The following is a 24,571-nucleotide window of genomic DNA, read 5'->3' on the forward strand; positions in this document are numbered from 1 at the left end:
ATGTGATGCACTGATTAGCTAAGTATCTTTCTTCCTAGCTTGAGCGTCGCTGCTATATTTCTTGCCGTTCTGGTTAGATTCATTTCTGCCTCTTGCAGTACCTGATTGAGTGGTTGAGGAGAACGTACCGTTCCAAACAAGCTGCTCATTTCACCATATAAGGCTTCGACTTCAGAACCTAAAGATCCTGCAATTCCTATGGTGGGAATACCTTGTAAGCTCGCACGTTTAGCAATGCCATAAGGTGTTTTTCCCTGTAGCGTTTGGTTGTCCATTTGCCCTTCGCCAGTGATCACAAGGTCAGCACCTTTCAGTACTTCATCGGCTTGGAGAACATCAAGCACCATCTCAATACCCGGTTTGATCTGCATATTAAATAGCAAACCAAGCCCCATCGGTGTGCCACCAGCCGCGCCATAACCCACCCGCTTGTGAACAGGGTCATCACCACCAACACAACCTTGCTTTTCTGCGATTTGAGCAAAATTCGCTAGCGCCTTATCAAGCAGTAAGACTTGTTCAGGTGTCGCCCCTTTTTGTGGGCCGAATATATGGCTGGCACCGTTATCGCCACACAATGGATTATCAACATCGCATGCCACAATCAACTCGACATCTGCGTAGCGCGAATCCAAACCTGTAAGATCTATTGATGCTAATTCTGCAAGTGCAGCACCACCTCGGCCAAGCTCTTGTCCAGTACTATCTTGCCCTTTGCCATCTTGCCCTTTACTAATTAACAAGCGTCCACCTAACGCTTGAACAATACCTGCACCACCATCGTTGGTCGCACTGCCACCCAATCCTAAAATAATGCTCTCAGCACCTTGTTCAATGGCTTCTAAGATCAATTGCCCTGTACCAAATGAAGAAGCTATTAACGGGTTACGCTGTTCTGATTTAAGTAAATCCAAACCAGAGGCAGCGGCTATCTCAATTAAAGCCGTTTTCTTAGGATTCTGATCCGACGGTTCTAGCATTGCCCATTCTGCATTGACTGGTTGCCCTAACGGCCCTTCGACTTGGCTATGTCGCTTTTCACCAACAAGCCCTTGGAGCAATACATCCACAGTCCCTTCACCGCCATCGGCCAAAGGCAATGTTACGTATTCAGCGTCTGGGAAGATTTCACGAAAGCCCTTTTCGATACACGCTGCCACCGATACGGCAGATAAAGACTCTTTAAACGAGTCTGGTGCAATAACAATTTTCATACTGAGAGATCCAAAAGAATATTAGGTTTGATGAGTGCCCGATCCAAAAATGCCCCTATTGAAGATCAGCAAGCTAATCACTTAATAGGGGCAGTATATAAAGGTCAGCAGTATTAGTTAGTAACGGCTGTCTTTACTTGTGATTTCTCTTTGCTTTTTAGCCACACAAATACAGCACCTAGAACAGCAATTGGAATCAGTGGGTCGATCAGCGTACCGCCTTTACCAAACACCAGGTTAAGAATCATTATGATGCTTGCACCAATTGCCCATGCTACGGTTGAAGATACAGACCAGATTTTGATTTGGTCAGCAAGTTCAGTAATACCTAAGGTACGGTTGATAATATGGAAGTAAGAGTCGTTCAAATGAGAGAAGCCAACCGGGCCTACCGCACAAGCTAGTGCAACGAACACAGGGTCTAGACCTAACGTTTCAACTAGAGGCAGTGTCATCGTTGCTGCCACCATCATTGATGCCGTTGCTGAACCTTGGATTAAGCGAAGCATTGATGCGATGGCTAGCGGAACTAATAATGGAGGAATACCGCTGCTTGCAATCGCTTCTGCTACTTGAGGACCAGCACCTGATGCTTTAAGTACGGCCCCCATTGCGCCACCACAACCAGTCACTACAAGAATTAGCCCCGTAGTAGACAGAGCATCATCCATAGAGCTAACCATGTCTTTACGCTCAATATGGCGAGTAAGACCGTATAGCGCCATAACAACACCAATACCCACAGCCACCACTGGGTTACCAATCAACGAAATAACGTTGTGCATTGCAGTGTCACCTTGACCAACAAGTGTGTTGATTAGGATAAAGGCGATTGGAAGAAGGATTGGACCAAATGATAAGAAGTTACTTGGTAGTTCTTTGTCATCCGTCTCTTTTACTTTTTCTAGGTTTGCCCAATCAGCTTGGTTAGTAATCCATGTTTCACCGTTTGGTACACGATAGTATTCATTGCCCACGCGGCGAATGTAAATCATAGAAAGCAACATCATAGGGATAGATACCATCAAACCCCACATCATGTACTCACCTAGATCAACGCCTAGAATACCCGCAACAGCAACTGGCCCCGGTGTTGGTGGAACAAGTGCGTGGGTGATCAGTAGGCCAAGTGCCAGTGTCACCCCTAAACCTACCGCTGACTTACCTGTATCACGTGAAATTGCGCGAACAAGCGAGTGTAAAATAATGTACGCAGAGTCACAGAATACTGGGATAGCGACAAGTACACCTGTGAAACCAAGTGCCAAGTCTTCACGACCTTTACCACATAGCTTTACAAACGTTTTTGCCATTCTTACAGCAGCGCCAGAACGCTCAAAACATGCACCCATAATCACGCCAAACGCGATAATTAAACCAATACCACCAAGAACGCCACCAAAGCCCGCTTTGATTGCATTAATAAGTTCAGTGGGTGCCATCCCAGCAAACAGACCCATGATGATGCTTGCGATAATCATAGCAAGCGCCACTGGGATTCTTGTTTTTATGATCATGCCCATCATGGCTAAAATGCCAATTACAATGCCTATCAGTGCTCCATCCATTGTGTATTCCTTTTTGTGTCTATTTTTGTTGTGTAGGGTTTTGCAAACGAGAGACATAGGTGTGCCTCCCGCTGCACTTTGTTGTACAGCGACTTTTTGTTTTGGCCGCTTTATCTTATTTTTACGAGTTCAAATCTGCCTTAAAGGCTCGTGCTGGCTGCGTCTATAAATACGGTTTAACCCATTCCAAACCAGCTTCAGTTGTATTTTTGGGGTTGTATTCACAACCAATCCATCCTTGGTAACCTGAATCATCTAGAACATTAAATAAATGTGGATAATTCAGCTCGCCTTCCGATGGTTCGTGCCTTTCTGGTACAGAAGCGATTTGAATATGGCCGGTATAAGCAGCAACTTCGCGAATCAAAGTACTTAAGTCGCCATCCATGATTTGCGCGTGGTACAGGTCGAGTTGCAGTTTCACATTTGACCTATCGACCAGCTTAATAAGTTCGACAGCATCACGTTGGTGAGCCACGAAGTAATTAGGAACATCACGGCTATTCAGCGGTTCAATCATCAATTCAATGCCTTGCTCAGCAAACTTATCTGCGGCAAAACGAATATTCGAGATGAAGGTTTCAACGTGTTGTTGTCTCGTGAAGTTCGCATCATGTAGACCCGACATCGCATGGACTTTTTTGCAGTTCAGCGCTTTAGCGTACATAAGTGCGGTATCAACACTGGCTTTAAACTCATCTTCACGGCCAGGAATCGCTGCAAAGCCACGTTCGCCTGCGTCCCAATCGCCTGGAGGCATATTAAAAAGTGCTTGTTCAAAACCAAATTCCTGCATTTTTTCTGTAAGCTCTTCGACCTCAAATGCATAAGGGAATAGGAATTCAACAGCTTTGAAACCGGCTTGGTGTGCTTTTTCAAAACGCTCTAGAAATGGTACTTCTGTGAATAACATCGTTAAGTTTGCTGCTAACTTAGCCATTATTTGCCTCTCCCTTTTAAATCCATCACTTCTTCGTCCGTTAGGTAACGGATATCATTCCCTTTCAATAAGAATGCTAATTTGGCGGTCTCTTCTAGCTCTTCAGCGTTATCAACGGCATCAACAAAGTCAGTGCCTGTTACTACTGGGCCGTGATTAGCCAACAAAAATGCTCGGTAGTCGCCCGCTCGCTTTGCCAATTCTTCAGCGATTTGTGGGTCGCCCGGACGCAAGTAAGGAATCACTGGTAACTCACCAATACGCATCACGAAATAGGGAGTGAACGCTTTAATTGCATTGTTGCGATCCAACCCTTCAAGGCAAGACAGTGCAGTTAGGTATGTAGAGTGCAGGTGCACAATCGCATTGCACTCTGCATTATTTCTATAAATCGCTAAGTGGAACGCGGCTTCTTTTGACGGCTTCTTTCCTGATATATGATTGCCATCGATATCGACAACCGACAACTCCTCAGCCACAAGACGGCCAAATGAAGAACCAGTTGGTGTTGCTAGAAAATGTCCATTTGGCAATTTGATAGATAGGTTACCTGCGCCACCTGTGGCGTAACCTCGTTCGAACATTGAACGAGCGAGCGTGACCATTTGCTCTCTTAACTGCTGCTCGTTCATCAAAACTTTACTCATTTGAATCTCGCTTATGAAAAGAATGATTGAGCTTTAGCGAAGAAGTTTTCATCACCAAAGTTGCCAGATTTAAGTGCCAATGAAAGATCACCTTCAACCGACCTCACCCAAGGCACACCTGGTGCGATTTGAGGGCCAATATGAAAACCTTTCACAGCCAAGCTTTGGGTCACTACACCAGAGGTTTCACCACCAGCAACGATGAAGTTTTTCACGCCATGTTGTTGCAGTTTGATAGCGAGTTGACTAAAAAACTGTTCAACGGCATGGCTTGAAGCGTGTGCACCGTATTCTTCTTGAATAGCTTTAAGCTCAGCAGCGTCTGCCGTTGCATAAACCAAAGGAGCAAAATCTCCTTGGCTGTTGGTCATTACCCAATCGAACACTTCGTTTGCGTATTGATCATTGGTCAAGCAAGCCTTCACATCGATAGCAAAGTGAGGAGCAAGCTGCTTGTATACAGCAACTTGTTGGTTAGTCATCACAGAACAAGAACCAGAGAACACAACGGTTGTTCCTTTTACTGGGCTGCCTGCATGTTTTGCATCACTTTGGTCAACAAGATGTTCTGTCCAATTTTTAGCGATACCCGCAGCTAGTCCGGAGCCACCTGTGATTAGTTTCATAGATTTAGCCGCTTGACCTAACGTCACCAAGTGCTCGGCATTAAATGCGTCTACCACGGCGTAGCGACTACCTTGAGCTTTGAGTTCGTTAAAACGAACGGTAACCGCATCAGAGCCCTGTTCAATCGTTTGAAAGTTCACTAAACCGGAAACGCCTTCTGATTGTGCGTCCATCATTCGAACCACACTTGAATCCGTCATTGGTGTAACAGGGTGATTACGCATACCTGAATCACTTAACAACTCACCAAAGACAAACAAGTGACCGTTGTAAACCGTGCGACCATTTACTGGTAATGCAGGGCAAACGATAGTGAAAGATTCTCCAAGCTCAGCCAAAAGCGCATCTGTCACGGGACCAATGTTGCCCTCAGCGGTACTGTCGAACGTTGAGCAATATTTAAAATAAAACTGTTGGCAACCTTGAGATTGAAGCCATTTAAGCGCAGTAACCGAATCCGTCACCGCTTCGTCAACTAGGCAAGAGCGAGATTTAAGGCTGATCACCACAGCATCTGCTGATGTGTCAAACTCTCCCGTTGGAATCCCATTCAATTGAACAGTACGCATACCGTTTTCAACCAAGAAACCAGCAATGTCTGTTGCACCTGTAAAGTCGTCTGCAATAACACCTAATAACATGATTATTTCTCCACCTTTGACGTATTTACACCCGGCAGATCAATACCTTGGAAGACTTTAATCACCGCGCTGTCATCTTCTTGACCAAAGCCAGCATTACTCGCGCTAACGAACATGTTCAGTGCAGCACTTGATAGTGGGAGTGGGAATTTCAGGTCTTGAGCGGTATCTGATACCAAGTTCAAATCCTTCACAAAGATATCAACCATAGATTTTGGAGAGTAATCACCATCGACTACATGCTTCATGCGGTTCTCGAACATCCATGAGTTGCCCGCTGCATTCGTAACAATGTCGTACATCAAATCAAGCGGAATGTTTGCGCGTGCGGCTAGTGCCATCGCTTCAGCACCCGCAGCAATATGAACACCTGCAAGCAATTGGTGGATAATCTTCACTGTCGCACCAAGGCCAATCGCTTCACCGATATTGTAAACCTTAGCAGCTGTTGCATTAAGAACAGGAGCAAGCGTGTCGAATGTGCCTTGAGCACCCGATGCCATTATCGTCATCTCACCAGCTTCCGCTTTCACCGCACCGCCAGATACCGGAGCATCAAGCATTACAAGTTTATGCTCAGCGAGCTGGGCTTCAATTTGTTTTGCATCTTCAGCAGAGATAGTTGCGGACACCATCACTGGAGTATTTGGCTTTAGTGCCGCAGCAAGGCCAGTCTTAAACAAAACTGTGTTCACTTGTTGTGCGTTCACAACCAACACCAATACCGAATCAAGTTGATCTGCAAACTCGACAGCATTCGTCGACACCGCTTTTGCACCAAACGAACCCAGTTCTTCTAGTGCTTGTGCATTTAGGTCAAAACCATAGACATCAAGGCCAGCACGTACACATGATTTCGCAGCGCCCATTCCCATTGAACCTAAACCGATCACTCCGACAGATTGAACTTCACTCATAATATCAATGCCTTCTTGGTAATTTCGTTCATTTTAAGTTTGTTAATTCTTGTTTATGTTTGTGATTATATGTGAAGTGGCTACCAGTGACTTAGTGATAAGTCACATTTTTAACAAAACTTAACACCACCACTCAATTTAGCCCTTTAGAGGCAGCACAAATTCACTTAAAAGGCGGCTATCACACTTTAAAGTCCAAACAGGGAACATAAGTTCACAGATCTTCACAAATAAGATAAAGGTTGTTAGGATGATGAAAAACAAGAACATAGAAGAAAACCATGATTCCAGCAGAGCGTCAGAGAACCATTTTGTCACTGTTATCACACCAAGAAGTGATCAGTATTTCTGAGTTAGTCGAACAGCTCGACGTGTCACACATGACCATTCGTCGAGACATAGTAAAACTGGAAGCTTCTGGAAAAGTCGTTTCAGTATCTGGAGGGGTACAATTAGCTCAAGCCTTGCATCGCGAGCTGTCTCATGATGCTAAAGTAGAACAGCAAGCAAACGAAAAGGTCCAAATCGGTAAGCTTGCTGCCCAACTTATCGAAAAAAATGCCACTGTCTATTTAGATGCTGGAACGACCTCATTGGAAATCGCCCATCAGTTAGCAACACGTGAAGATCTGTTAATCATCACCAATGACTTCTCAATCGCGGCTTATTTAATGAACCACTCACCATGCGAGATTTATCATACGGGTGGTAAAGTCGATCGAGAGAACCAATCGAGTATTGGGGGCAAAGTAGCTGAATTCTTGGCAGGGATGAATATTGATATTGCGTTTATTTCCTCTTCTTCTTGGAGCTTAAAAGGCTTATCGACACCAAACGAAAATAAAGTATTAGTGAAAAAGGCGATTGTAAAATCAGCCCAAACCAATTACTTGATCTCGGATTCCACCAAATATGGTCGAGTAGCAAGCTTTCACGCACTTGATATGGAGTCACTTGATGGTGTCATTACCGATACCAATCTCCCAAGCAGCGTAATTGAAGAGTTAAATGACAAAGGTATTGAAGTAATTAACGCTTCGGCATAATGGTCATCAAATAATTGGATGTGCGAGCCTTTAATGGCTCGGTTATCTACCCAACCAGTTTTCCTTTTCTTCTGTAGAACACCTAAACGATCTGGGGCCCTTCATAAACATACTGTGATTTCCGGTACCTAATCTCACCTTTACACTGTGAATATTGAAACTCTGTTTGGATAGGTTAGGCTCTCTGTCTAATACCAATAACAAGCCAAGACAGGCGAGCAAAGCAATGAAAGTTGACTATCAAAAACGGCTGATTCCCGTTATCCGTTATCTAGAAAAACGCTTTAATGAGCCATTAAACCTGCCAGAGGTAGCGGCGTTAGCCAACTTTTCACCCTACCATTTCCATCGTACTTTTAAGGCCGTTCAAGGCGAGACCCTTGCTGATTTCATCAGGCGATTGAGGCTTGAAGCGGCAGCCAATGATCTCTTCAAATCCAAACAACCTATTATTAACGTCGCATTGGATTATGGCTTTTCATCGTCTCAGAGCTTTGCCAAGGCATTCAAACAACACTTTGGTGTTACGCCTAGTGCCTTTCGTGATTGCGAAGATTACCAAGCATTCAGCGAGCTAACTCGAAATAGCAAGATTGGACACTCATTGCGCAAGAATGGAAACGATGCAACTGACGGCAATTCATATACTAACTCCGAACTTTCAACATGGAGTATGACAATGAAAACACAACAATTTGAAGCATCGAAACTGGCGTATGTACGAGTGACTGGCCCCTATGGACAAGGTTATGAAGAGCCAAGCGGTCGTCTTTATCAATGGGCAGAAATGAAGGGACTAGCGAGTAATAGTTGCATCTTTATCTATCATGACAATCCAGAAATCACTCCAACAGATAAGTGCCGAACAGACATCTGCTTGATGGTTTCAGACGACACTGAAGTGCCAAATGGGATCGAATTAAAAGATTTTCCCGGTGGGCAATATGCGGTGATGAGACAAACGATCACCGAAGTCGGTCAATATGCAAAAGCATGGGATGATTTAATGAGTAACGTCATTGAATCCGGCATTGAAACCGAAGACCGACCTTGTTTTGAGCTCTACCACAGCTACGATCCGCAAACTCACCATTCAGACGTCAGCTTCTGTACTGCAATTAAGTAACAATAGTAAATACAATAACAAAGCCTACTTCGCGTAGGCTTTCGTCTCTTTAGAGCGCTTTCCAACAGCTTTGTTACGTAATTAGGTTGGAGATAGAACCGGCCTGTTTCAAAGCTTTTTAGTCAATAAATGAGAATAAATACTAGTAGACACCAGTAATGTCATAGCCCAAACGGATTTGGACCATGACAATCAAAATGAGTGGGATACAAACTGGAGGTAAGCTAAATTTTGCCTTACCATTTCCATCTAACAGTTAAGACAGTTCAAAGCGAACCCCTTACTGATTTCATCAATCGCTTGAGGCTCGAAGTACTTTCCTAACGCGTACAATAAAAAACATCACCACACACGCGATATAGAGCTTACCTACCCATAGGCCGATATTGATCAGCTGAGTTTCTTGCTCAATTAGACGTTGATACTCAGTATCAGAGAGGTAAGGATCGTCAAAAGGGACAACGTTAATCCCCCACATAAACCAAACAAACCAAACGACACTTCCTGCGAGCAGCCATAAGGCTAATATTGAAAATTGCTCGAACACACCTAGTAGTGTGTTCTTGTTAAGCGATATTTGAGCTTTTTTCATTTCACGACCTTTTTATCACAACACAGGGGGGGATCTCTAAAGAAGTAAGAGTACTAAAGCCTTTTATTCCACTTACCTTGATGGTCACGGTCGCAATTCTCTTGTGTATCGAAGCTCACGTGCTTATCGATATTCTTCAATGTAATCCCAACCTGACTAAACGCCTTTTGGATGGTAACAGAGACCTCCTGCTGACCTCCTCCCTCTAAGAAGTTAGCTCTATCTTGATTGGTGTCGAATACACAGACAATTTTCAAACTTTGTGGGAATGAAGAGAAGTTGACCGAGTGAGTCACCCATAGAAAACCATCGTAGCTTTTCAACGTGCCTTCACAAACGTCAGTTAGCACGTCTCTGATCTGGTTTTCGGTCTTCTTATCTGATTTACGCATGAAGTAAGCATCCTATTTAACACCTTAAAAAATAAGGTTTTTCGGTCAATATTGTCTTAACCGACATTGGACACTGTGGCGGTTTCAAATGCAAAGTATTTATTGGGAGAGTCGACTGGAAGATATAGAGGAAACGCCTCCTGCTTGATCACTGACGAGACAATCAAACATGAGACGAATATAGAATTTACGAAGATGTTAGCTCGCCGCTTGTTCCCAATCGGTCAATAGCTTCATTATTACGCGCGAGTCTTGATGAGTCGCCATCGGAGCAGCAAGTTGTGTATCACCTCGCTCAACTGCTTGGCGAATATTACGCACTTGATAGTGGAAACCGTCGCCTTGCGCTTCAACTTTCACTTCACGTGTCGACGTTTCATAGATCTCAACAGTGAACGAGTTTTCTTCGGTCGGTAACCATGGGTTGGTGTCGAGAGTGATGCAGCCTTTGCTACCTAGAATCGTGAAGCCATGCTTTAAGCCGTGGTCTTCTGCAGTATGGATTTGCGCGGTAAAACAGTCATTGAAGCGCATCATCGCCGACGATTCACAAATATTGCCATCTTGGCCTCGTCGACTGATTGCTGAAATTTGCATCTCATCGAACACGCTCTCGCCAAATTGCTGCTGCGCAACAGAGTGAATCAGCGACATTGGATAACAACCCAAGTTGTACAGTGCGCCTTTACTCGCAGGGTTCACGAACTGGTCAATCGCAGCTACGTATGAACCTTGAATAGAGCGTACCTCACCGATCTCACCTGTCGCTAGCTCTTGATGAAGCTTGGCGATCAGTGGATGGTTTAGGTACATCAGGCCTTCAGCGAAGAATACGCCTGCTTCTTTCACTGCTTGCAAAGCTTGCTCGGTTTTTTCCATATCAACCGACAGAGACTTTTCACACAGAATCGCTTTGCCTTTTTGAGCAGCTTTGATTACGTATTCGTGGTGAACATGGTTTGGTAGAGCAATGTAGATAATATCGACCGACTCATCTTCAATCAAGGCTTCATAGCTGTTGAAGGTTCGTGTTGGCTGGTACTGTGCAGCAAACTCATTGAGTGTTTTCTCTGTACGTCCAGCGACGGCATACAGCTCGCTTTGAGCATCGCCTTTAATCGCATCGGCCATTACGCCTGAGATAAAGCTGGTTCCTAGGATTCCCCATTTCATGGCTTAGCTCTCCTGCTCTTGTGTTTTGATAAGCCCACGTTGCGTTTCAAAAGCTTGTACTAACTCCGTTATATCACGCTCAATAAACGCTTGGGTATGAGGCATACCAAAGTGCTGATTAATCGCTTCACGATTTGCGTATTGCTCAAGCAAAATCACGCGAGCGCTTTGGTTTTGATCATAGGTTGCTATCGCCTGTAAGCAACCCGGCTCACTCTGCATATCTCGACAAAACTGCTCGATGGCTTCAACCGCAGCCTCACGTTCAATGTTGGTTTTGATCTTAAGTTCGGCAGTCACAAAGATGGTTTCGTTTGTTTGAGGCATTTCACGCTCTTATTTTAGTTAATTATCGGTTTGCCATTAATATAATTAACCCCTAATAATTGATAAACTCACCTTTTGTTTATTATTTATCAACTGAGAGTGTTTAATGGATAAGTTAACCAGCATGAAGGTCTTCGTTTACGTAGTGGAGCAAGGCAGCTTTCGCAGCGCCGCCAACCACTTCAACCTGTCGGCAACCATGATCAGTAAACATGTCCACCACCTTGAAACTAGCCTTAACTCTCAGCTGATTCATCGCACTACACGCAAGCAGTCTTTAACCGATTCAGGGCAGCTTTATTATCGAGAATGTAAACGAATTCTTGAAGACATCAGTAATGCTGAAAACCTGATTCAAACCTTGGAAAACCAGCCTCAAGGCACGGTAAAAATAAACTGCCCGGTCACCTATGGAAACAAGGTACTTGCCCCGATAGTGGCTAAGTTTCTCGCAAATCACCCAACGATCAACGTCGAACTCGTGTTGGACAACGATCTTGTTGACCCTTACTCTTCTGATATTGATTTGATGGTGCGAATCGGTGACCTGTCTGACTCCAGTTTAGTCGCCAGATACTTAGGCGATTATGAGATGTGTTATTGCGCGGCTCCTGAGTACCTTAGTCAACATGCAGAGATACGCGTGTTGGAAGATCTCGCGCAGCATCCATCGCTTGGGTTCAGTTACAGCAGCCAAGTTCCTCACGCCACACCGAATAAAGAACGCGTGCGCTTGATGTCGAACAATGGGGATGTGTTGCGATATGCTGCCCTTCAAGGCGTAGGCGTATTGTTACAGCCGACTATCTTAGTTGCCGAAGAAATTGAGCGTGGAATGCTATTGGAGATCTTGCCCGGCATGGCACCGTTACCCAAACCGATTCACTTACTCTACAAGACCAAGCAACTGTCGTTGAAGAACAGAACCTTTGTCGAGTTCTTGTTAGCCACTCTTTCTGAGTAACTAAGAGCTGACGAATTAGCAAAGAGGCTTCTAAGTAACGAAGAGTTTCCGACTCAACAAAACCGCTAGGCTGTTTGCCAATGGCTCATCAAGCGCTTGCCAAGATCAGAGGGCGTGGTGTTATGGACGATCATCTCATCACATTGGTTGAACACCATGAAGTGTTTTAGCTCATCGCATAAAGCATGAACCAACGACTCATGGTTTTTAATTCGCTCTTCCACAACCAAGTTACGGATATTGAGCAAACCACTCTTCCTATCAACTTTACAATCCATTCGTGCCACCAGCTCACCTTGCCACAAAATCGGCAAACTAAAATAACCAAACTGGCGCTTGGCTTCTGGAACATAGCACTCAAGAAGGTAGTCAAAGTTGAACAATGATTGCATTCGCTTTCGTTGAATCAACAAGTTATCAAACGGAGACAGTATCTTTAACTTGGTTCTAGAAAGAGGTTGATTCAACAGCTCAAAAGCATCCGGCAACACATAATAATCCGAGCCTTGAATATCTACTTTCATCAACTGCTTATCTTCAAGCATCTGCTGGAGTGTTGTCTGAATCAGAGGTTTTGTGTTCTTGAGTAGATAACTCATTTCCGACGCTATTCCCACACCATTGGCTTCTAAATAACGCGTGATCAGATGCTCGATGTACTCTTGTTCCGTTGGTTCTGAGGTATCAATGCCACTCGGCAAAACTCGCTCGGTTAGGTCATACACCTTATGAAAGTTCACTCGCCTTGGCACCATTAAGTCACCTTGCATGAACAAGGTTTCTAGTGCCTGTTTAGCAGGTTTGCCACCCCACCCGCCGGGGTTTGGTCTATCCCCTTCAAAGTCTTTCGCCATTAATGGCCCTTCGCTCTCAATGCGTTTGAGAACATGCGCCATCAGTGCATCATCCTTTTTATACCAATGCTTAAGCTTACCGGTCGCAAACCCGTTCTTTCGATGAAGGCTGAAGCGGTAATCACGCATAGGTAGATAAGCAGCAGCGTGCGACCAATACTCAAACACTTCTCGACGCTCTAGCAGCTTGTCGAGATGATCAAGTTTGTAGTCTTGATTACGATTCCACAGCGTATGATGGTGAGCTCGCTGAATCACAGAGATGGTATCAATTTGAACATACCCAAGGTTTTCAATCGCAGACAGCGTGTTCGCCAAAGTGCCTCCATTGCGTTGCTTTTTAGGTGGCAGCTTCTTAGGCGGCAGCTTTTGCGAAAGTAGTACAATCTTTTGCGCTTGAGCGAGTGACAATGATTCCATGAAGTTCAGACTCTAATTGATACCAATAATCGGCTTATGATTCAGCAATAAGTTCTTGAAGAATTTGCTTGTACGTTTCGACCGTCTGCGCGCCTGTGACTGCACTCTTACGGTTAAATACCACTGTAGGAACCGCAGATATCCCCATGCGTTGCCATTCAAACTCTTGCGCTTCAATTTGCTTCAAGTTATCGGTGTTCTTTAGGCGCTTCAGTGCCTTCGTGGAATCTAAGCCAACTGCTTCAAGTTCTTGCGCGATAACCTCAAGATCAGACAGATCTTTTTGCTCTGTGAAGTGAGCAGTAAAGAAGCGTAGCTTTAACTCAGTCTGTTTACCGTGCGCTAGAGCAAAATCGAGCAGCACATGCAGGTGACGTGAATTGACCATTCTCATGCTGTCATAGAAATTGAAATCGAACCCTACCGCTTGGCCACGAGCAGCCAGTTGCTCACGCGAACTTTGGCTTTCTTCTGCGCTAGAGCCGTATTTTCTCATGATATGGTCACGCAGGTTTTCACCCTCTTTCGGCATGTCAGGGTTAAGCTCAAACGGCTGCCATTCAAGTTCAATTTGGTCTTCTAATCCAAGTTCCGCAACGGCTAGCTCTAAGTTTTTGTAACCGACTACGCACCAAGGACACATTACGTCAGAAATAATATCAAGTTGAAGTTTGTTGCTCATAATCATTCCAAATATCGTTGCTAAGGCGTATCCAATTCAAAGTGAATACCCATCTTTCTAATTAGACTACAACAAGCTGAACACTCGTTCAAATTAAACTCGATACCCCAGTAACCAACAAAAAAGCCAACTCCTATTACCGAGTTGGCTTTCATAAATATCGGACTGAGCTTAACCGCGTTACGCTAGCAGCTTCTCTAGCACTTGGAACACACCTGCATCGATGTTACTTGGCGCGCCAAAACGAGCGATCTCTTTCAGCTTTGGATGTGCATTTTCCATCGCGTAAGAGTGGTAGCTCTCTTTAAGCATTTCCAAGTCATTGAGGTAGTCACCAAAACTCATGGTCTCCTCGTAAGTGAAGCCGAGTGTGTTTTGTAGATGTTTGATTGCCGCGCCTTTTGATGCCTCAGCGTTCATCACATCTAGCCAGATTTTTGCACTCACAACCACTTGGTAGTTCTCACCAAACTTGGCATTAATGCTTGGGTTCACTTTCTCTTGCGAACCGTCGAAGTGGCAGATAGCGACCTTAATAAAATCATCTTCTATCGCCAGTAAATCTTCTACTTGCTCACGGCGATGGTAGTACTTAGAGATCTCCGCTAGGGCACGCTCATCTTTGGTTTCAATGTATGCCGATTTCTTACCACAAAGCACCACATGCGCGCCTTCAATCGCGCGAGCTTCTTTAATGATCTCTTTGATGGCATCAGTATCAAGTAAGCAGCTGTAAAGCTCTTGGCCTTTGTGCATCACTAATGTGCCGTTTTCAGCAACGAACATCATGCGATCTTTTAGCGGGGCAAAGGTTTCCATCAAGCTGTAATACTGACGACCCGATGCCGCAGCAAAAATAATGTTTTGAGCTTCTAGTCGCTCATAAAGATTGAAGAATTCTGGGTCTAACTTTCCGTGTTCATTAAGCAGAGTGCCGTCCATATCAGCAGCGATAAATTTGATGTTCTGTTGTGGCATTTCAGGGCTTACCTTAAATTATTGTTTTATACCTGCCTCCGCAGATTAAGATCAAAAGTATATCTTAATACCTAACTCGATTTCTTGTCCCGAACGCATATTTAAATTGATGAATAAATCAATACCCACCTTGAAAAGTGAGACTTATCGCTAACTTACTGTTTCATTTATAAATACCAATTTCATTTGTGATATTGCTCCCATAAAACACAACTCTACAGTGCTATTTTTTTAAACAAATTTGCAACCAGTTGTTTACCAACAAATCACCTATGGATTATCGACGGCCAACATTCATGTCCTTTAGTTTAGAAATTTTTTGTAAAGCGTTAGTCACCACAGCTCTCATACTTCTCGTTTTTATCGTTGACCCGTTGGGCATCCGAAATTCAGCAGAAGACCATTACGAAGATCATATACTTAGACTCTGGTCACCGTTTTTTAGCCAAACCGTTTCTGATGAAATTGTAGTAGTGTTGATTGATGATCAATACATAGACGCAACCAAGACCTACCCGGTGAGCTATCGAAATCTTACACGACTACTCAAAACCATTTCTCGTTTCGAACCCGATTCAATGTTCTACGACATTCTTCAACACCACGAGCACTCAGATAACCTAAACCGTTGGTTACAAACACTCGATAACCAAAAATTTCCCATTTTTATGGCCAGTAATACCACTTATGACACTGAACAAAGACTTAATGATCCGGAATCATTGAGACACAAAATAGCAAATGTCGCACAACTGGCAGCGGTATCTTGGAGTGGTGAAGGACGCTACTACCCGTTGTCTGTCCCATGGAATGATAAGACAATGAACACCGTTGCAGCAGCGATGTACCAAGACTGGTGTACACGAGATAAACAGTGCGATACCACATCTATCGGCAATATGGATGACGCTGTCATTGTTCAATGGAGTAACAAACACGCTAGTAAGCAGGAGTCATTTTTTCCACTTGGGTTTGACTGTGGGGAACATACCAACCAGTCACAACAGTTAAAAGAGTTACTTGTCGTAAGCCTTACTCAAGGCATACAAGATCAAAATGATGTCGATGCTACACTCAGAAAACGCTGTCCGCCTTTTCTCACCATAGCGGCATCGAAGCTCAGCGCTCCTGGATCTGCAGGTTCTCGTGAACTAAAACAAGCGATTCAAGGGAAAATGGTATTGGTTGGCTATCATGTTACTGGTGGGGTTGACCTCGTAGTTTCGCCGGTCCATGGCACGCTTCCAGGCGTCTATTTTCATGCTATGGCACTCGATAACTTAGTAACGCTCAATGGCGAGTACTGGCGATCACCCGCCGATACAGGTCTATTCAATTTGAGCATTGCTGACATGGTCGAGATATCGGTGCAAACCATAGTTCTATTTCTTGTTATTTGGTTTCGTTTCAATTTTTTGGAGCAACAAGAAAACCAGCATTTCGATGAACAACAAAAACTATGGGGCGCTTTCGTGCCCATACTTGTTATCATCGCGGTCATCGGTATTTCAGTGGCGGTCTCCCATTTCGTGCTCAATGTGGGAGCTCCAAACTGGTACGGGTTAATCCTAATTATTTTTATCGATCTACCCATCTTTTTCTTCTTCATTTTTGAAGCTTTCAGACCAAAACTCCAAACTTATAAGGAAAGGGTCTGTCTATTCGCAAAAAACACAAAACATAAATTAAGAAAGACACAATAAACAACAAACATTCAGTAAATAAGGAACATTTATGAAATCGTTATCAACGTTAGTTTTAGGCTTAGGTATTGGTCTCGTACCATCAGTTGTGATGGCGCAAGAACAAATCAAGGTTATCGATTTTTTAGTCGACAACGTTTGGGTTTGTGATAAAAACAATGACTGTGCAGATGTACCAAAGAACACTCTGCCCGACCCAAAGAAAAACGGCTTAGTGGTTGAAAACTATGACCAAGAAGAGCAAATGATCATGGTAAAAATCAATGGCCAAGAAAAATGGTTTGACCAAATTGAAGTGCAATTGAATAAGACAGCTGTGGCAAGTGTAGTATGTAGTACCCAAAAGATCAGTGCAAAAAGCGACAGTGGCACATATGCAACACTGGGGCTTGGTGAGGGCTGTAACTAATGAAAAAACTACTTTGGATCGCCGCACCTTTTTTGATCTCAGGTTGTGCTGTTGACAGCATCAACAATTTAATGAGCAGTAAATATGAGTCCTTCGATGGCAAATTTATTGACCAACATCTTGCTGAAACTAACGCACCAGAAAAGAGCACATCAGCAAGCAATACGGCTACTAGCAAAGAATTTCAAAACATCGTCAATACTCGAGCTGCCGCTGATAAGGACCTGATTGCTAACCCATACGTCAATAAATATTTGGAAGGCATTTTAGACAAGATCGTCAAGGAGTGGGGCAAGCCTATCGATAAAGACATAACGATATTGGTCTCGTCCGATCGCAACTACTCTGCATATGCAACACCTAATACAATTGTGATTACCCAAGGCGTATTAGCAGACGCTGATTCTGAAGATGAGCTCGCGTTTATTATTGCCCATGAACTCTCCCACATCTTGTTAGAACACAATGAGACCAATGAGTATTTTGCTAAACAAAGCGCCTTAGTTAGTAAAACTGCCAATATAGCCATGAGCACAGCGCTCATCACGGATATGAAGGCAGAGAAAACCGTCAACGGCTATAAGGTTGCAAGCCAGAATAAGAGTTCCACCAAGAACCTGATTCAAGACTCTTATCGAGCGGGGTTGACGATCAATCGATTAAGCCGTGATGTAATAAGCTCTTCGATGAGCCGCAGCGACGAAGATGAAGCCGACCTACTTGGTATGGATCTACTGGTTAAGGCAGGATACAGCCCAAGAGCATTTTCACCTGTACTCGAGCGGCTGGATAGCAGCCAAAACCACACTGCTGCGCAACTGAAAGAGAAGAAGAAAGAATTCCAAAGCTTCGTTACCCTTGCCAGTGATGCGGGAAAACACTTATCCAGTGACAATAAATGGAGCAACCTGGGTTACTTAGCAGCAAACGAAGCTGGTACACAACTGCTACAAAGTTTCTCAGCCCGACATGCCTCTCCGATGGATCGTAAGAAAGACATGTCAGCGTACGTAAAACGTGAATATCGCACAGAGCGGAAAAAACACCTTTCAACTGTCGAATTCGAAAAAGTTGTGAAAACGGGTAAGGGGAAACAGATTCAAGAGAACTATTGGTATGCATCGGAAGCATTCAAAGCATTGGAGTTTGGCGATATAAAAACCGCTGAGAAACTCGCGAGAAAATCCGTAACGGGCCCAACCAAGCACCATGCTTACCCAAGACTTGCATTCTATGGTGTCCGAAAAATGCAGAATTTAGATTCCAAAGCATTACAAAACTTGGCGCTTATTAAAAACTGGGATTACGCCTCTATCCAAACCTTTACCCTCGCGGCACAATCTTATCGAGATCAGAAAAAACCACAGAGCTCACTCAAGCTTCTTGCGAAAGGCGAGCAAGTCATCGGTACCCAAGTACCATTCTTGCCTGAATACATCGCAGCTCATAAAGCATTAGGTAACAACACACAAGTAGCCGAGCTTCTTACCCAATGCCAAACGCTAAGTGAAAGTAATATCGTTGCGCAATGTCATAGTAATGCGGGTATTCCACTTCCAAAATCTAGTGAATCAAATAACGGTATAATGGACTCGTTCAGCTCACTGACCAATTTGGTTGAGCTGTAATTCACGTCGGCACCAGTAAGGACGCTTCTTACTGGTGTCATTTAATGGAATCACTTGCAAAAGCCCGATAACTCAAACCAAGTTCGGTGATAATAAGACTTATCCGATTCTAAACTTTGGAACTCAGACCTTACAATCAGCCCTTCTAAAAATACCATCATCACTTCCGAGCGAACTAGATAGTCCTCGACTCCTGTTGATTCAATCGTACGTATTAATAGCTGCTTCAGCCAATATTTATGTTTTTTAGCTAGAGCAGAAATATCTCTGTCGGATTCTTTAAATTCGGCCAAGGCGTGCATGAACATGCAGCCTTTGAAGTCAGGTTGCTCAAACCAAGCAAAGTGCCAATCCAGTAATGCATTTAGCTGACTCTGTGAGCCAGAAACCGATGCCAGTGCCACTTCTAAACTCGATTCAAAACGCTGGTGACGCCTTTCCAACACAGCTTCAATCAACTTAGTTTTTGACCCAAAGTGACGGTACATCGATGTCTTAGAAACCGCAGCCTCATCTCGGATCCTATCTACACCAACGGCGGTATACCCAAATTGGTTAAACAAAGATTCGGCTACATCCAAGATCAGTTCTTTCTTACTCATGCCTATTACTCTTTCAAATCGGGAAAAATTTGATGCTGCTAAATTTACAGCGACTAAATTACCTGTTGCCAACAGTGTACAGATCTGTATCATTCAACTCAACAGGTACAGATCTGTACACTTTGTGTTTTTAGTCTTGAAAGAGGTAAGTCGCGATGATGAAAAAACTAATCGGCGGAGGTGAACTTCCACCACGGGCAACGTTCAGCCAGTTAATAAAGGGATTTGTTGGTGGCACGGTAGGCATCTTGTTTTTATGTTTACTCGCAGAGCAATCTGAAGTTCCTTGGTTGATGGCACCTTTTGGCGCGACTTGTGTTCTCTTATTTGCCGTTCCAACATCGCCTCTCGCTCAACCAAGGAACATCATCGCTGGTCACTTTATCTCTGCTGCGGTTGGGTTGATCGCACTGTATGGGTTTGGTGATTCTTATTTAGTAATGGCGATGGCAGTAGGCTCGGCAATCATGTTGATGCAATATTTCCGCGCAGTTCATCCACCAGCAGGAGCTAACCCAATCGTCATCGCGTTAGCTGGCACATCGGCTGTGGATTGGACTTTCCTATTTACCCCAGTTTTAATTGGTAGCATTGCATTGGTTTGTGTTGGGGCCATGCTCAATAACACATCAGCACACCAGAAGTGGCCGCTTTACTGGGTAGGAAAATCTTAAATCGACCTTAAGGTTGCCCATTCCTGTCAGGCAATAAACAAATTAGCGTTGACCAATAAAAGAAATAGGCTTACTATCAATCGTCTTTTAACGATTAGTAGTAAGTGAGCCCACTAAGTATGACTGCAACATGCCAAGCAACAGATAGCTGTTCTCTACCTCTTCCGCCAAGTAATGCTGAAGCAGAAAAAGAGATGGCTGCGTTAGCAAAAGCACTCGCTCATCCAGCGAGAATTCGCATACTTAGTATTTTATCCGCTTTAGAAAAGTCTGGTGGCTGTTTGAACAGTGATCTGGTTAGCGAATTAGGTTTGGCGCAATCAACAGTATCAGAGCACCTAAGAATCTTGAAAACCTCAGGTTTCATCACTGCTGAATCGATACCACCGAAGATGTGCTACCGCATTAATCGAGATAATATTCAGCAATTTGAGACGCTAATCGACACCATTTTAAAATAGATTCATCGCGCTTAGTTTGTCGAATACAGGATAAACTAAGCGTATTTTTTTATTCTTTAATATCGTTTTTCGACGATTGACGATATCAACTAAAGAGAAAATATCATGAAACCAAAGTTAGGTTTTCTAGATCGCTACTTAACACTGTGGATCTTTATTGCGATGGGGCTTGGTGTATTACTTGGCACCTTGTTCCCACAAATCGAACAGTGGAACGAATCAATGTCTGTTGGCACAACCAACATTCCACTGGCAATTGGTCTTATCTTAATGATGTACCCTCCTCTGGCAAAGGTTAACTACAACCTGCTAGGCTCCGTGGTAAAAGATAAGAAAGCGATCAAGCTATCTTTGATCATGAACTGGCTTGTTGGCCCTATTCTGATGTTCGTGTTGGCACTGACTTTCTTGGGTGATCACCCCGGTTACATGGTCGGTGTGATTCTGATTGGTCTAGCTCGTTGTGTGGCGATGGTACTGGTTTGGAACGACATTGGCGGCGGTAACAAAGAGTACGGCGCGGCATTGGTTGCTCTAAACAGTGCATTCCAAGTGGTGAGCTACAGCTTTATGGCGTGGTTGTTCATCAGCGTTCTACCACCGGTATTCGGTTACGAAGGCATGATGGTTGATATCTCAATGATCGATATTGCACACAGTGTTCTTATCTACCTAGGTATCCCATTCCTAGCAGGCTTCCTAAGCCGTAAGATCCTTGTGTCGATGAAGGATGAGCAGTGGTACAACGATGTGTTTATTCCTCGCATCTCGCCAATCACACTGATTGCTCTACTGGCGACTATCGTGCTGATGTTCAGCCTAAAAGGCGAGATGATTGTTGAACTGCCAATGGACGTATTGTTGATTGCGGTTCCTCTAACCATCTACTTCACAGCGATGTTCTTCATCAGCTTCTTCATTGGTAAGAAGATGGGTATTGAATACGACAAGAACGCATCAATTGCATTCACAGCGACAGGTAACAACTTCGAGCTAGCAATCGCAGTGGCAATCTCAGTATTCGGTATCAACTCAGACCAAGCGTTTGCCGGTGTTATCGGTCCACTGATTGAAGTACCTGTGTTGATTTACCTAGTGAACGTGGCGCTTAAGATGAAAGACAAGTACTACAACGGTCTGACGGTTAAATCTAGCATCTAGCATCTAGCATAAGATTTGAAAAACTAAGGGCTTACCTCTCGGGGTAAGCCCTTTTTATTTGTCTGTCACTTGTGAAAAGTTAGTCGAGCAAGGTTTTGAGGTTCTCTTCCAACCACAGCAAACCCGGCCCTTTCATCGCTTTCTTAGATATCACTAAATCGACAGGAGGCGACCATGTTTTATGGTCAAACGAGACGTTAATCTGGTTAAGCTTTCCCTGCTGAATCTCATCTTCCACCAAGTAACGCGGCAGATACGCCCAGCCCACTGAACTATGCACAATCATCTCTTTAATGGCGACAAAGCTATTCGCCCACCACACCTTGCCTGCTACTACCGGAAAATGATCAATCACCTTACCTTTGTTGCCGCGTAGGATGAGCTGACGATGAGGGATGAAATCAGGCAACTTGGCGATACCCACTTCAGACAAAGCATGACTTGGGTGACACACGGCAACGAAAGGCAGGTTACCAATAAAGCACGGCTCTGAATCGGCATGAAAAGCGAGGTCGGTAAACATCAAGCCAATATCTGCGCGATCTTGTGACACCAAGCGGTTTACATCGGTACTCGCCGCAGCCATTAACTCAACCTCTGTCGCTGGGAATGTCCGGCTGAATTTATCCAACACCTTAGGCAATGAAGGAAGTAACAAGGCATCGTCTAAAGCGATACGCAGTAGCCCTTCCTCTTGATTATTGATGGCATTGACCGACGAGTTGAGATCTTCCACTTGTAGAATAATCGCTTTGACCTGCTTGAAAATCTGATGACCTTGCGCCGTCAGCGTTGGCTTGCGTGTCGAACGGTCAAAAAGTTGAACATTAAAATCTATTTCAAGATTACTGATACCTTGGCTCACCGCCGACTGTACCTTACCTAACTCGCGAGCACTGGCAGAAAATGACCCTAATTCAACGGCATACACAAACATCTTCAGCTGTTCTATGTTGTACATTCGGCGTCTCCTAAGACTTACTATCATCATATATGATGCTAACTATCTTTATATTATCACTTAAATAGATATTATCTAGGCAAGTCATTAGCCCATAGAGGCTAGAAAACATAAAGAGAGTAAAAAGATGTCACATAAAGAACGCATGTTACACATGGTGCTATTTGAATTAGCAGCTTTGATTTTGATGGCCGTGGCGGCAACTTACATTGTCGGAGGCGGAGCAGTAAAAATGGCAGGCTTGGCGCTGTCTTTATCACTGATTGCGATGACGTGGAACTACGTCTACAACTACGGTTACGACAAGATTTACGGTGCTGACCGCAGCAAACGAACCAAGAAAACACGTATTCTGCACGGCTTAGGTTTCGAACTGGGTTTGATGCTGGTGACGTTCCCGCTACTAATGTGGGTACTTCAACTCGATTTCTGGACTGTACTAGTAATGGATATCGGAATTGTTATCTTCTTCGTGCTGTACGCGATTGCGTTCAACTGGGCGTATGACTCGATCCGAGCTCAGTTGGTTGCGAGAGGAAAGGTTGCAGCTCTGGTTTAGAGCTGCAAGTTCGTAGCTTATCACAAGAACAAATACCCAAATTAAAACTGCCAAACTACAACATAGTTGGCAGTTTATTCACTTATGCATATAAGCTCATTTGTTAACGCCCTTGTTACATAGCAAAAACATCACACAGCCCTCCCTAATTAAGTTTAATAATCCACCACCCACGAAGTAGCATCACAAATCCAAACATAAACTCCTCGTACCAGTTGCGCATTCATTTACATATAGGTAGTTTGAGCGGCTTCGCAACCTATCAATTCGAGCAATGACGTTCATGCGAGCATCTTTTACGAGCAAAAGTGTTCGGATTAACATTTCAAGTGACTTTAATTAACAATTTTATGCTCAAACGCTCACTTTTGATGTTCGTTTATTTTCGAGTTCGCAAATATATGCACAATACACGTGCTAGATAAGCAAAACTAAAAAGGACTCGAACATGACAACAAACAAACACCCTTCTTTATTTGGGCAATGCTTGGCTGAATTTATCGGCACAGGATTACTCATATTCTTTGGCGTTGGCTGTGTGGCCGCTCTGGTATTAACTGGTGCGACATTCGGACAATGGGAAATCAGCATCATCTGGGGCTTCGGTGTTGCGATTGCAATTTACTGTACTGCCGGCGTTTCAGGCGCACACATCAACCCAGCCGTAACGATTGCACTGGCCATGTTCCATGGCTTTGATAAAGCGAAAGTGGTGCCTTACATCATTTCGCAACTGCTTGGCGCTTTCTGCTCTGCTGCATTGGTTTACAGCCTATACAGCAACCTATTTACTGACTACGAAATCGCACATAACTTTGTTCGTAGCAGCCAAGACGCACTATCAACTGCTGGTATCTTCTCGACTTACCCACATGCTTCACTTTCTTTCTTCGGCGCTTTTGCTGTGGAATTCGTGATTACTGCAGTGTTGATGTTTGCCATTTTAGCGTTAGGTGATGAGAACAACGGCGCATCTCGCGGTGCAATGAACCCTCTACTGATCGGTATTCTTATCGCGGTTATCGGTGGTTCTTTAGGTCCACTGACTGGCTTTGCAATGAACCCTGCTCGTGACTTCGGGCCAAAACTTTTTGCTTACTTTGCAGGTTGGGATTTCGCACTAAGCGGTGCTCGTGATATTCCTTACTTCATCGTTCCAATTCTTGCTCCAATTGCTGGTGCGTGTTTTGGTGGTTGGTTGTACCCACGTGTTATCGGTGCTTACCTACCAGTAGAAGGCCAAGGCTGCACAATTCCAAACCAATGTGAAACAGAAGAAGAAGCTGAACAAGCTCAAGCTTAATT

Annotated in this window: 26 protein-coding genes; 11 read left to right on the forward strand and 15 right to left on the reverse strand. The window is 44.1% G+C overall.

The window, feature by feature from the left end; translation table 11 throughout:
* Positions 1–14 precede the first annotated feature (14 nt).
* From AC3CH4_RS17310 to ltnD, 6 genes are all read right to left on the reverse strand, one after another.
* Positions 15–1,214, reverse strand: coding sequence for a glycerate kinase (locus AC3CH4_RS17310; protein WP_474357074.1), 1,200 nt, complete (start codon positions 1,212–1,214; stop codon positions 15–17).
* Between the two features lie 113 nt (positions 1,215–1,327).
* Positions 1,328–2,782: a GntP family permease gene (locus tag AC3CH4_RS17315; protein WP_065206676.1), complete on the reverse strand. Its 1,455-nt coding sequence runs from the start codon at positions 2,780–2,782 to the stop codon at positions 1,328–1,330.
* Positions 2,783–2,945: 163 nt separating this feature from the next.
* Positions 2,946–3,722 carry a 2-oxo-tetronate isomerase gene (gene otnI, locus AC3CH4_RS17320; protein ID WP_065206675.1) on the reverse strand — a complete coding sequence of 259 codons (777 nt, stop codon included), beginning with the start codon at positions 3,720–3,722 and terminating at the stop codon, positions 2,946–2,948.
* Positions 3,722–4,369, reverse strand: a complete 648-nt coding sequence (gene otnC, locus AC3CH4_RS17325) for a 3-oxo-tetronate 4-phosphate decarboxylase (RefSeq protein WP_171349682.1) — start codon at positions 4,367–4,369, stop codon at positions 3,722–3,724. The genes otnI and otnC overlap by 1 nt, the downstream gene beginning before the upstream one ends.
* 11 nt (positions 4,370–4,380) lie before the next feature.
* Positions 4,381–5,637: a 3-oxo-tetronate kinase gene (gene otnK, locus AC3CH4_RS17330; RefSeq protein WP_488544128.1), complete on the reverse strand. Its 1,257-nt coding sequence runs from the start codon at positions 5,635–5,637 to the stop codon at positions 4,381–4,383.
* Between the two features lie 2 nt (positions 5,638–5,639).
* Positions 5,640–6,554 (reverse strand): L-threonate dehydrogenase, encoded by a 915-nt coding sequence (gene ltnD / locus AC3CH4_RS17335; RefSeq protein WP_054545887.1) that lies wholly within the window; start codon positions 6,552–6,554, stop codon positions 5,640–5,642.
* Between the two features lie 281 nt (positions 6,555–6,835).
* Between ltnD and AC3CH4_RS17340 the strand changes: the two genes are divergently transcribed.
* On the forward strand, positions 6,836–7,600 hold the full coding sequence (locus AC3CH4_RS17340) for a DeoR/GlpR family DNA-binding transcription regulator (protein ID WP_054545888.1): 765 nt from the start codon (positions 6,836–6,838) through the stop codon (positions 7,598–7,600).
* Between the two features lie 226 nt (positions 7,601–7,826).
* On the forward strand, positions 7,827–8,726 hold the full coding sequence (locus AC3CH4_RS17345) for a GyrI-like domain-containing protein (RefSeq protein WP_372243403.1): 900 nt from the start codon (positions 7,827–7,829) through the stop codon (positions 8,724–8,726).
* Positions 8,727–9,018: 292 nt separating this feature from the next.
* Here the strand turns inward: AC3CH4_RS17345 and AC3CH4_RS17350 are convergent, their stop codons facing one another.
* The 4 genes from AC3CH4_RS17350 to AC3CH4_RS17365 form a co-directional block, all read right to left on the reverse strand.
* Positions 9,019–9,318 (reverse strand): hypothetical protein, encoded by a 300-nt coding sequence (locus AC3CH4_RS17350; protein WP_241901697.1) that lies wholly within the window; start codon positions 9,316–9,318, stop codon positions 9,019–9,021.
* A 53-nt stretch (positions 9,319–9,371) separates the two neighbouring features.
* A complete protein-coding gene (locus AC3CH4_RS17355; RefSeq protein WP_171307556.1) occupies positions 9,372–9,710 on the reverse strand; it encodes a Fis family transcriptional regulator in 339 nt (112 codons plus the stop codon).
* Between the two features lie 198 nt (positions 9,711–9,908).
* Complete coding sequence (locus AC3CH4_RS17360) at positions 9,909–10,883, reverse strand: Gfo/Idh/MocA family protein (protein ID WP_488544129.1); 975 nt, start codon at positions 10,881–10,883, stop codon at positions 9,909–9,911.
* A 3-nt stretch (positions 10,884–10,886) separates the two neighbouring features.
* On the reverse strand, positions 10,887–11,210 hold the full coding sequence (locus AC3CH4_RS17365) for a putative quinol monooxygenase (protein WP_171329949.1): 324 nt from the start codon (positions 11,208–11,210) through the stop codon (positions 10,887–10,889).
* A gap of 106 nt (positions 11,211–11,316) precedes the next feature.
* Between AC3CH4_RS17365 and AC3CH4_RS17370 the strand changes: the two genes are divergently transcribed.
* Entirely contained in the window at positions 11,317–12,174 is an 858-nt protein-coding gene (locus AC3CH4_RS17370) for a LysR substrate-binding domain-containing protein (RefSeq protein WP_488544130.1), read from the forward strand.
* 65 nt (positions 12,175–12,239) lie between these two features.
* Here AC3CH4_RS17370 and AC3CH4_RS17375 read toward each other — a convergent pair whose 3' ends face one another.
* From AC3CH4_RS17375 to AC3CH4_RS17385, 3 genes are all read right to left on the reverse strand, one after another.
* Complete coding sequence (locus AC3CH4_RS17375; RefSeq protein WP_488544131.1) at positions 12,240–13,448, reverse strand: winged helix-turn-helix domain-containing protein; 1,209 nt, start codon at positions 13,446–13,448, stop codon at positions 12,240–12,242.
* A 34-nt stretch (positions 13,449–13,482) separates the two neighbouring features.
* Positions 13,483–14,130, reverse strand: coding sequence for a DsbA family oxidoreductase (locus tag AC3CH4_RS17380; protein WP_488544132.1), 648 nt, complete (start codon positions 14,128–14,130; stop codon positions 13,483–13,485).
* Positions 14,131–14,310: 180 nt separating this feature from the next.
* Positions 14,311–15,108: a Cof-type HAD-IIB family hydrolase gene (locus tag AC3CH4_RS17385; RefSeq protein WP_488544133.1), complete on the reverse strand. Its 798-nt coding sequence runs from the start codon at positions 15,106–15,108 to the stop codon at positions 14,311–14,313.
* Positions 15,109–15,404: 296 nt separating this feature from the next.
* On the opposite strand from AC3CH4_RS17385, the gene AC3CH4_RS17390 reads away from it, so the two are divergent.
* Genes AC3CH4_RS17390 through AC3CH4_RS17400 form a run of 3 tightly spaced genes read left to right on the forward strand, consistent with a single transcriptional unit; the run spans position 15,405 to position 18,848 of the window.
* Positions 15,405–16,811, forward strand: a complete 1,407-nt coding sequence (locus AC3CH4_RS17390) for a CHASE2 domain-containing protein (RefSeq protein WP_488544134.1) — start codon at positions 15,405–15,407, stop codon at positions 16,809–16,811.
* A gap of 31 nt (positions 16,812–16,842) precedes the next feature.
* A complete protein-coding gene (locus AC3CH4_RS17395; protein WP_237289607.1) occupies positions 16,843–17,220 on the forward strand; it encodes a hypothetical protein in 378 nt (125 codons plus the stop codon).
* Positions 17,220–18,848: a M48 family metallopeptidase gene (locus tag AC3CH4_RS17400; RefSeq protein WP_428785052.1), complete on the forward strand. Its 1,629-nt coding sequence runs from the start codon at positions 17,220–17,222 to the stop codon at positions 18,846–18,848. Before AC3CH4_RS17395 ends, AC3CH4_RS17400 begins: the two co-directional genes overlap by 1 nt.
* Positions 18,849–18,898: 50 nt before the next feature.
* Here the strand turns inward: AC3CH4_RS17400 and AC3CH4_RS17405 are convergent, their stop codons facing one another.
* The gene (locus AC3CH4_RS17405; protein WP_171329933.1) at positions 18,899–19,450 is read right to left on the reverse strand and encodes a TetR/AcrR family transcriptional regulator; all 552 of its coding nucleotides are present in this window, start codon (positions 19,448–19,450) and stop codon (positions 18,899–18,901) included.
* 155 nt (positions 19,451–19,605) lie between these two features.
* On the opposite strand from AC3CH4_RS17405, the gene AC3CH4_RS17410 reads away from it, so the two are divergent.
* From AC3CH4_RS17410 to arsB, 3 genes are all read left to right on the forward strand, one after another.
* The gene (locus AC3CH4_RS17410; protein ID WP_488544135.1) at positions 19,606–20,124 is read left to right on the forward strand and encodes an HPP family protein; all 519 of its coding nucleotides are present in this window, start codon (positions 19,606–19,608) and stop codon (positions 20,122–20,124) included.
* A 119-nt stretch (positions 20,125–20,243) separates the two neighbouring features.
* Entirely contained in the window at positions 20,244–20,585 is a 342-nt protein-coding gene (locus AC3CH4_RS17415) for an ArsR/SmtB family transcription factor (RefSeq protein WP_488544136.1), read from the forward strand.
* 105 nt (positions 20,586–20,690) lie between these two features.
* Entirely contained in the window at positions 20,691–21,746 is a 1,056-nt protein-coding gene (arsB, locus tag AC3CH4_RS17420; RefSeq protein WP_488544137.1) for an ACR3 family arsenite efflux transporter, read from the forward strand.
* A 79-nt stretch (positions 21,747–21,825) separates the two neighbouring features.
* On the opposite strand, the gene AC3CH4_RS17425 is transcribed toward arsB, so the two are convergent.
* Complete coding sequence (locus tag AC3CH4_RS17425) at positions 21,826–22,707, reverse strand: LysR family transcriptional regulator (RefSeq protein WP_488544138.1); 882 nt, start codon at positions 22,705–22,707, stop codon at positions 21,826–21,828.
* Positions 22,708–22,834: 127 nt separating this feature from the next.
* On the opposite strand from AC3CH4_RS17425, the gene AC3CH4_RS17430 reads away from it, so the two are divergent.
* Together AC3CH4_RS17430 and AC3CH4_RS17435 are read left to right on the forward strand one after the other, a co-directional pair.
* Positions 22,835–23,266, forward strand: a complete 432-nt coding sequence (locus AC3CH4_RS17430) for a PACE efflux transporter (protein ID WP_054545905.1) — start codon at positions 22,835–22,837, stop codon at positions 23,264–23,266.
* Positions 23,267–23,714: 448 nt separating this feature from the next.
* Positions 23,715–24,569 (forward strand): MIP/aquaporin family protein, encoded by an 855-nt coding sequence (locus AC3CH4_RS17435; protein WP_004732234.1) that lies wholly within the window; start codon positions 23,715–23,717, stop codon positions 24,567–24,569.
* Positions 24,570–24,571 lie beyond the last annotated feature (2 nt).

Source organism: Vibrio sp. QJM3NY_26 (assembly GCF_057786005.1).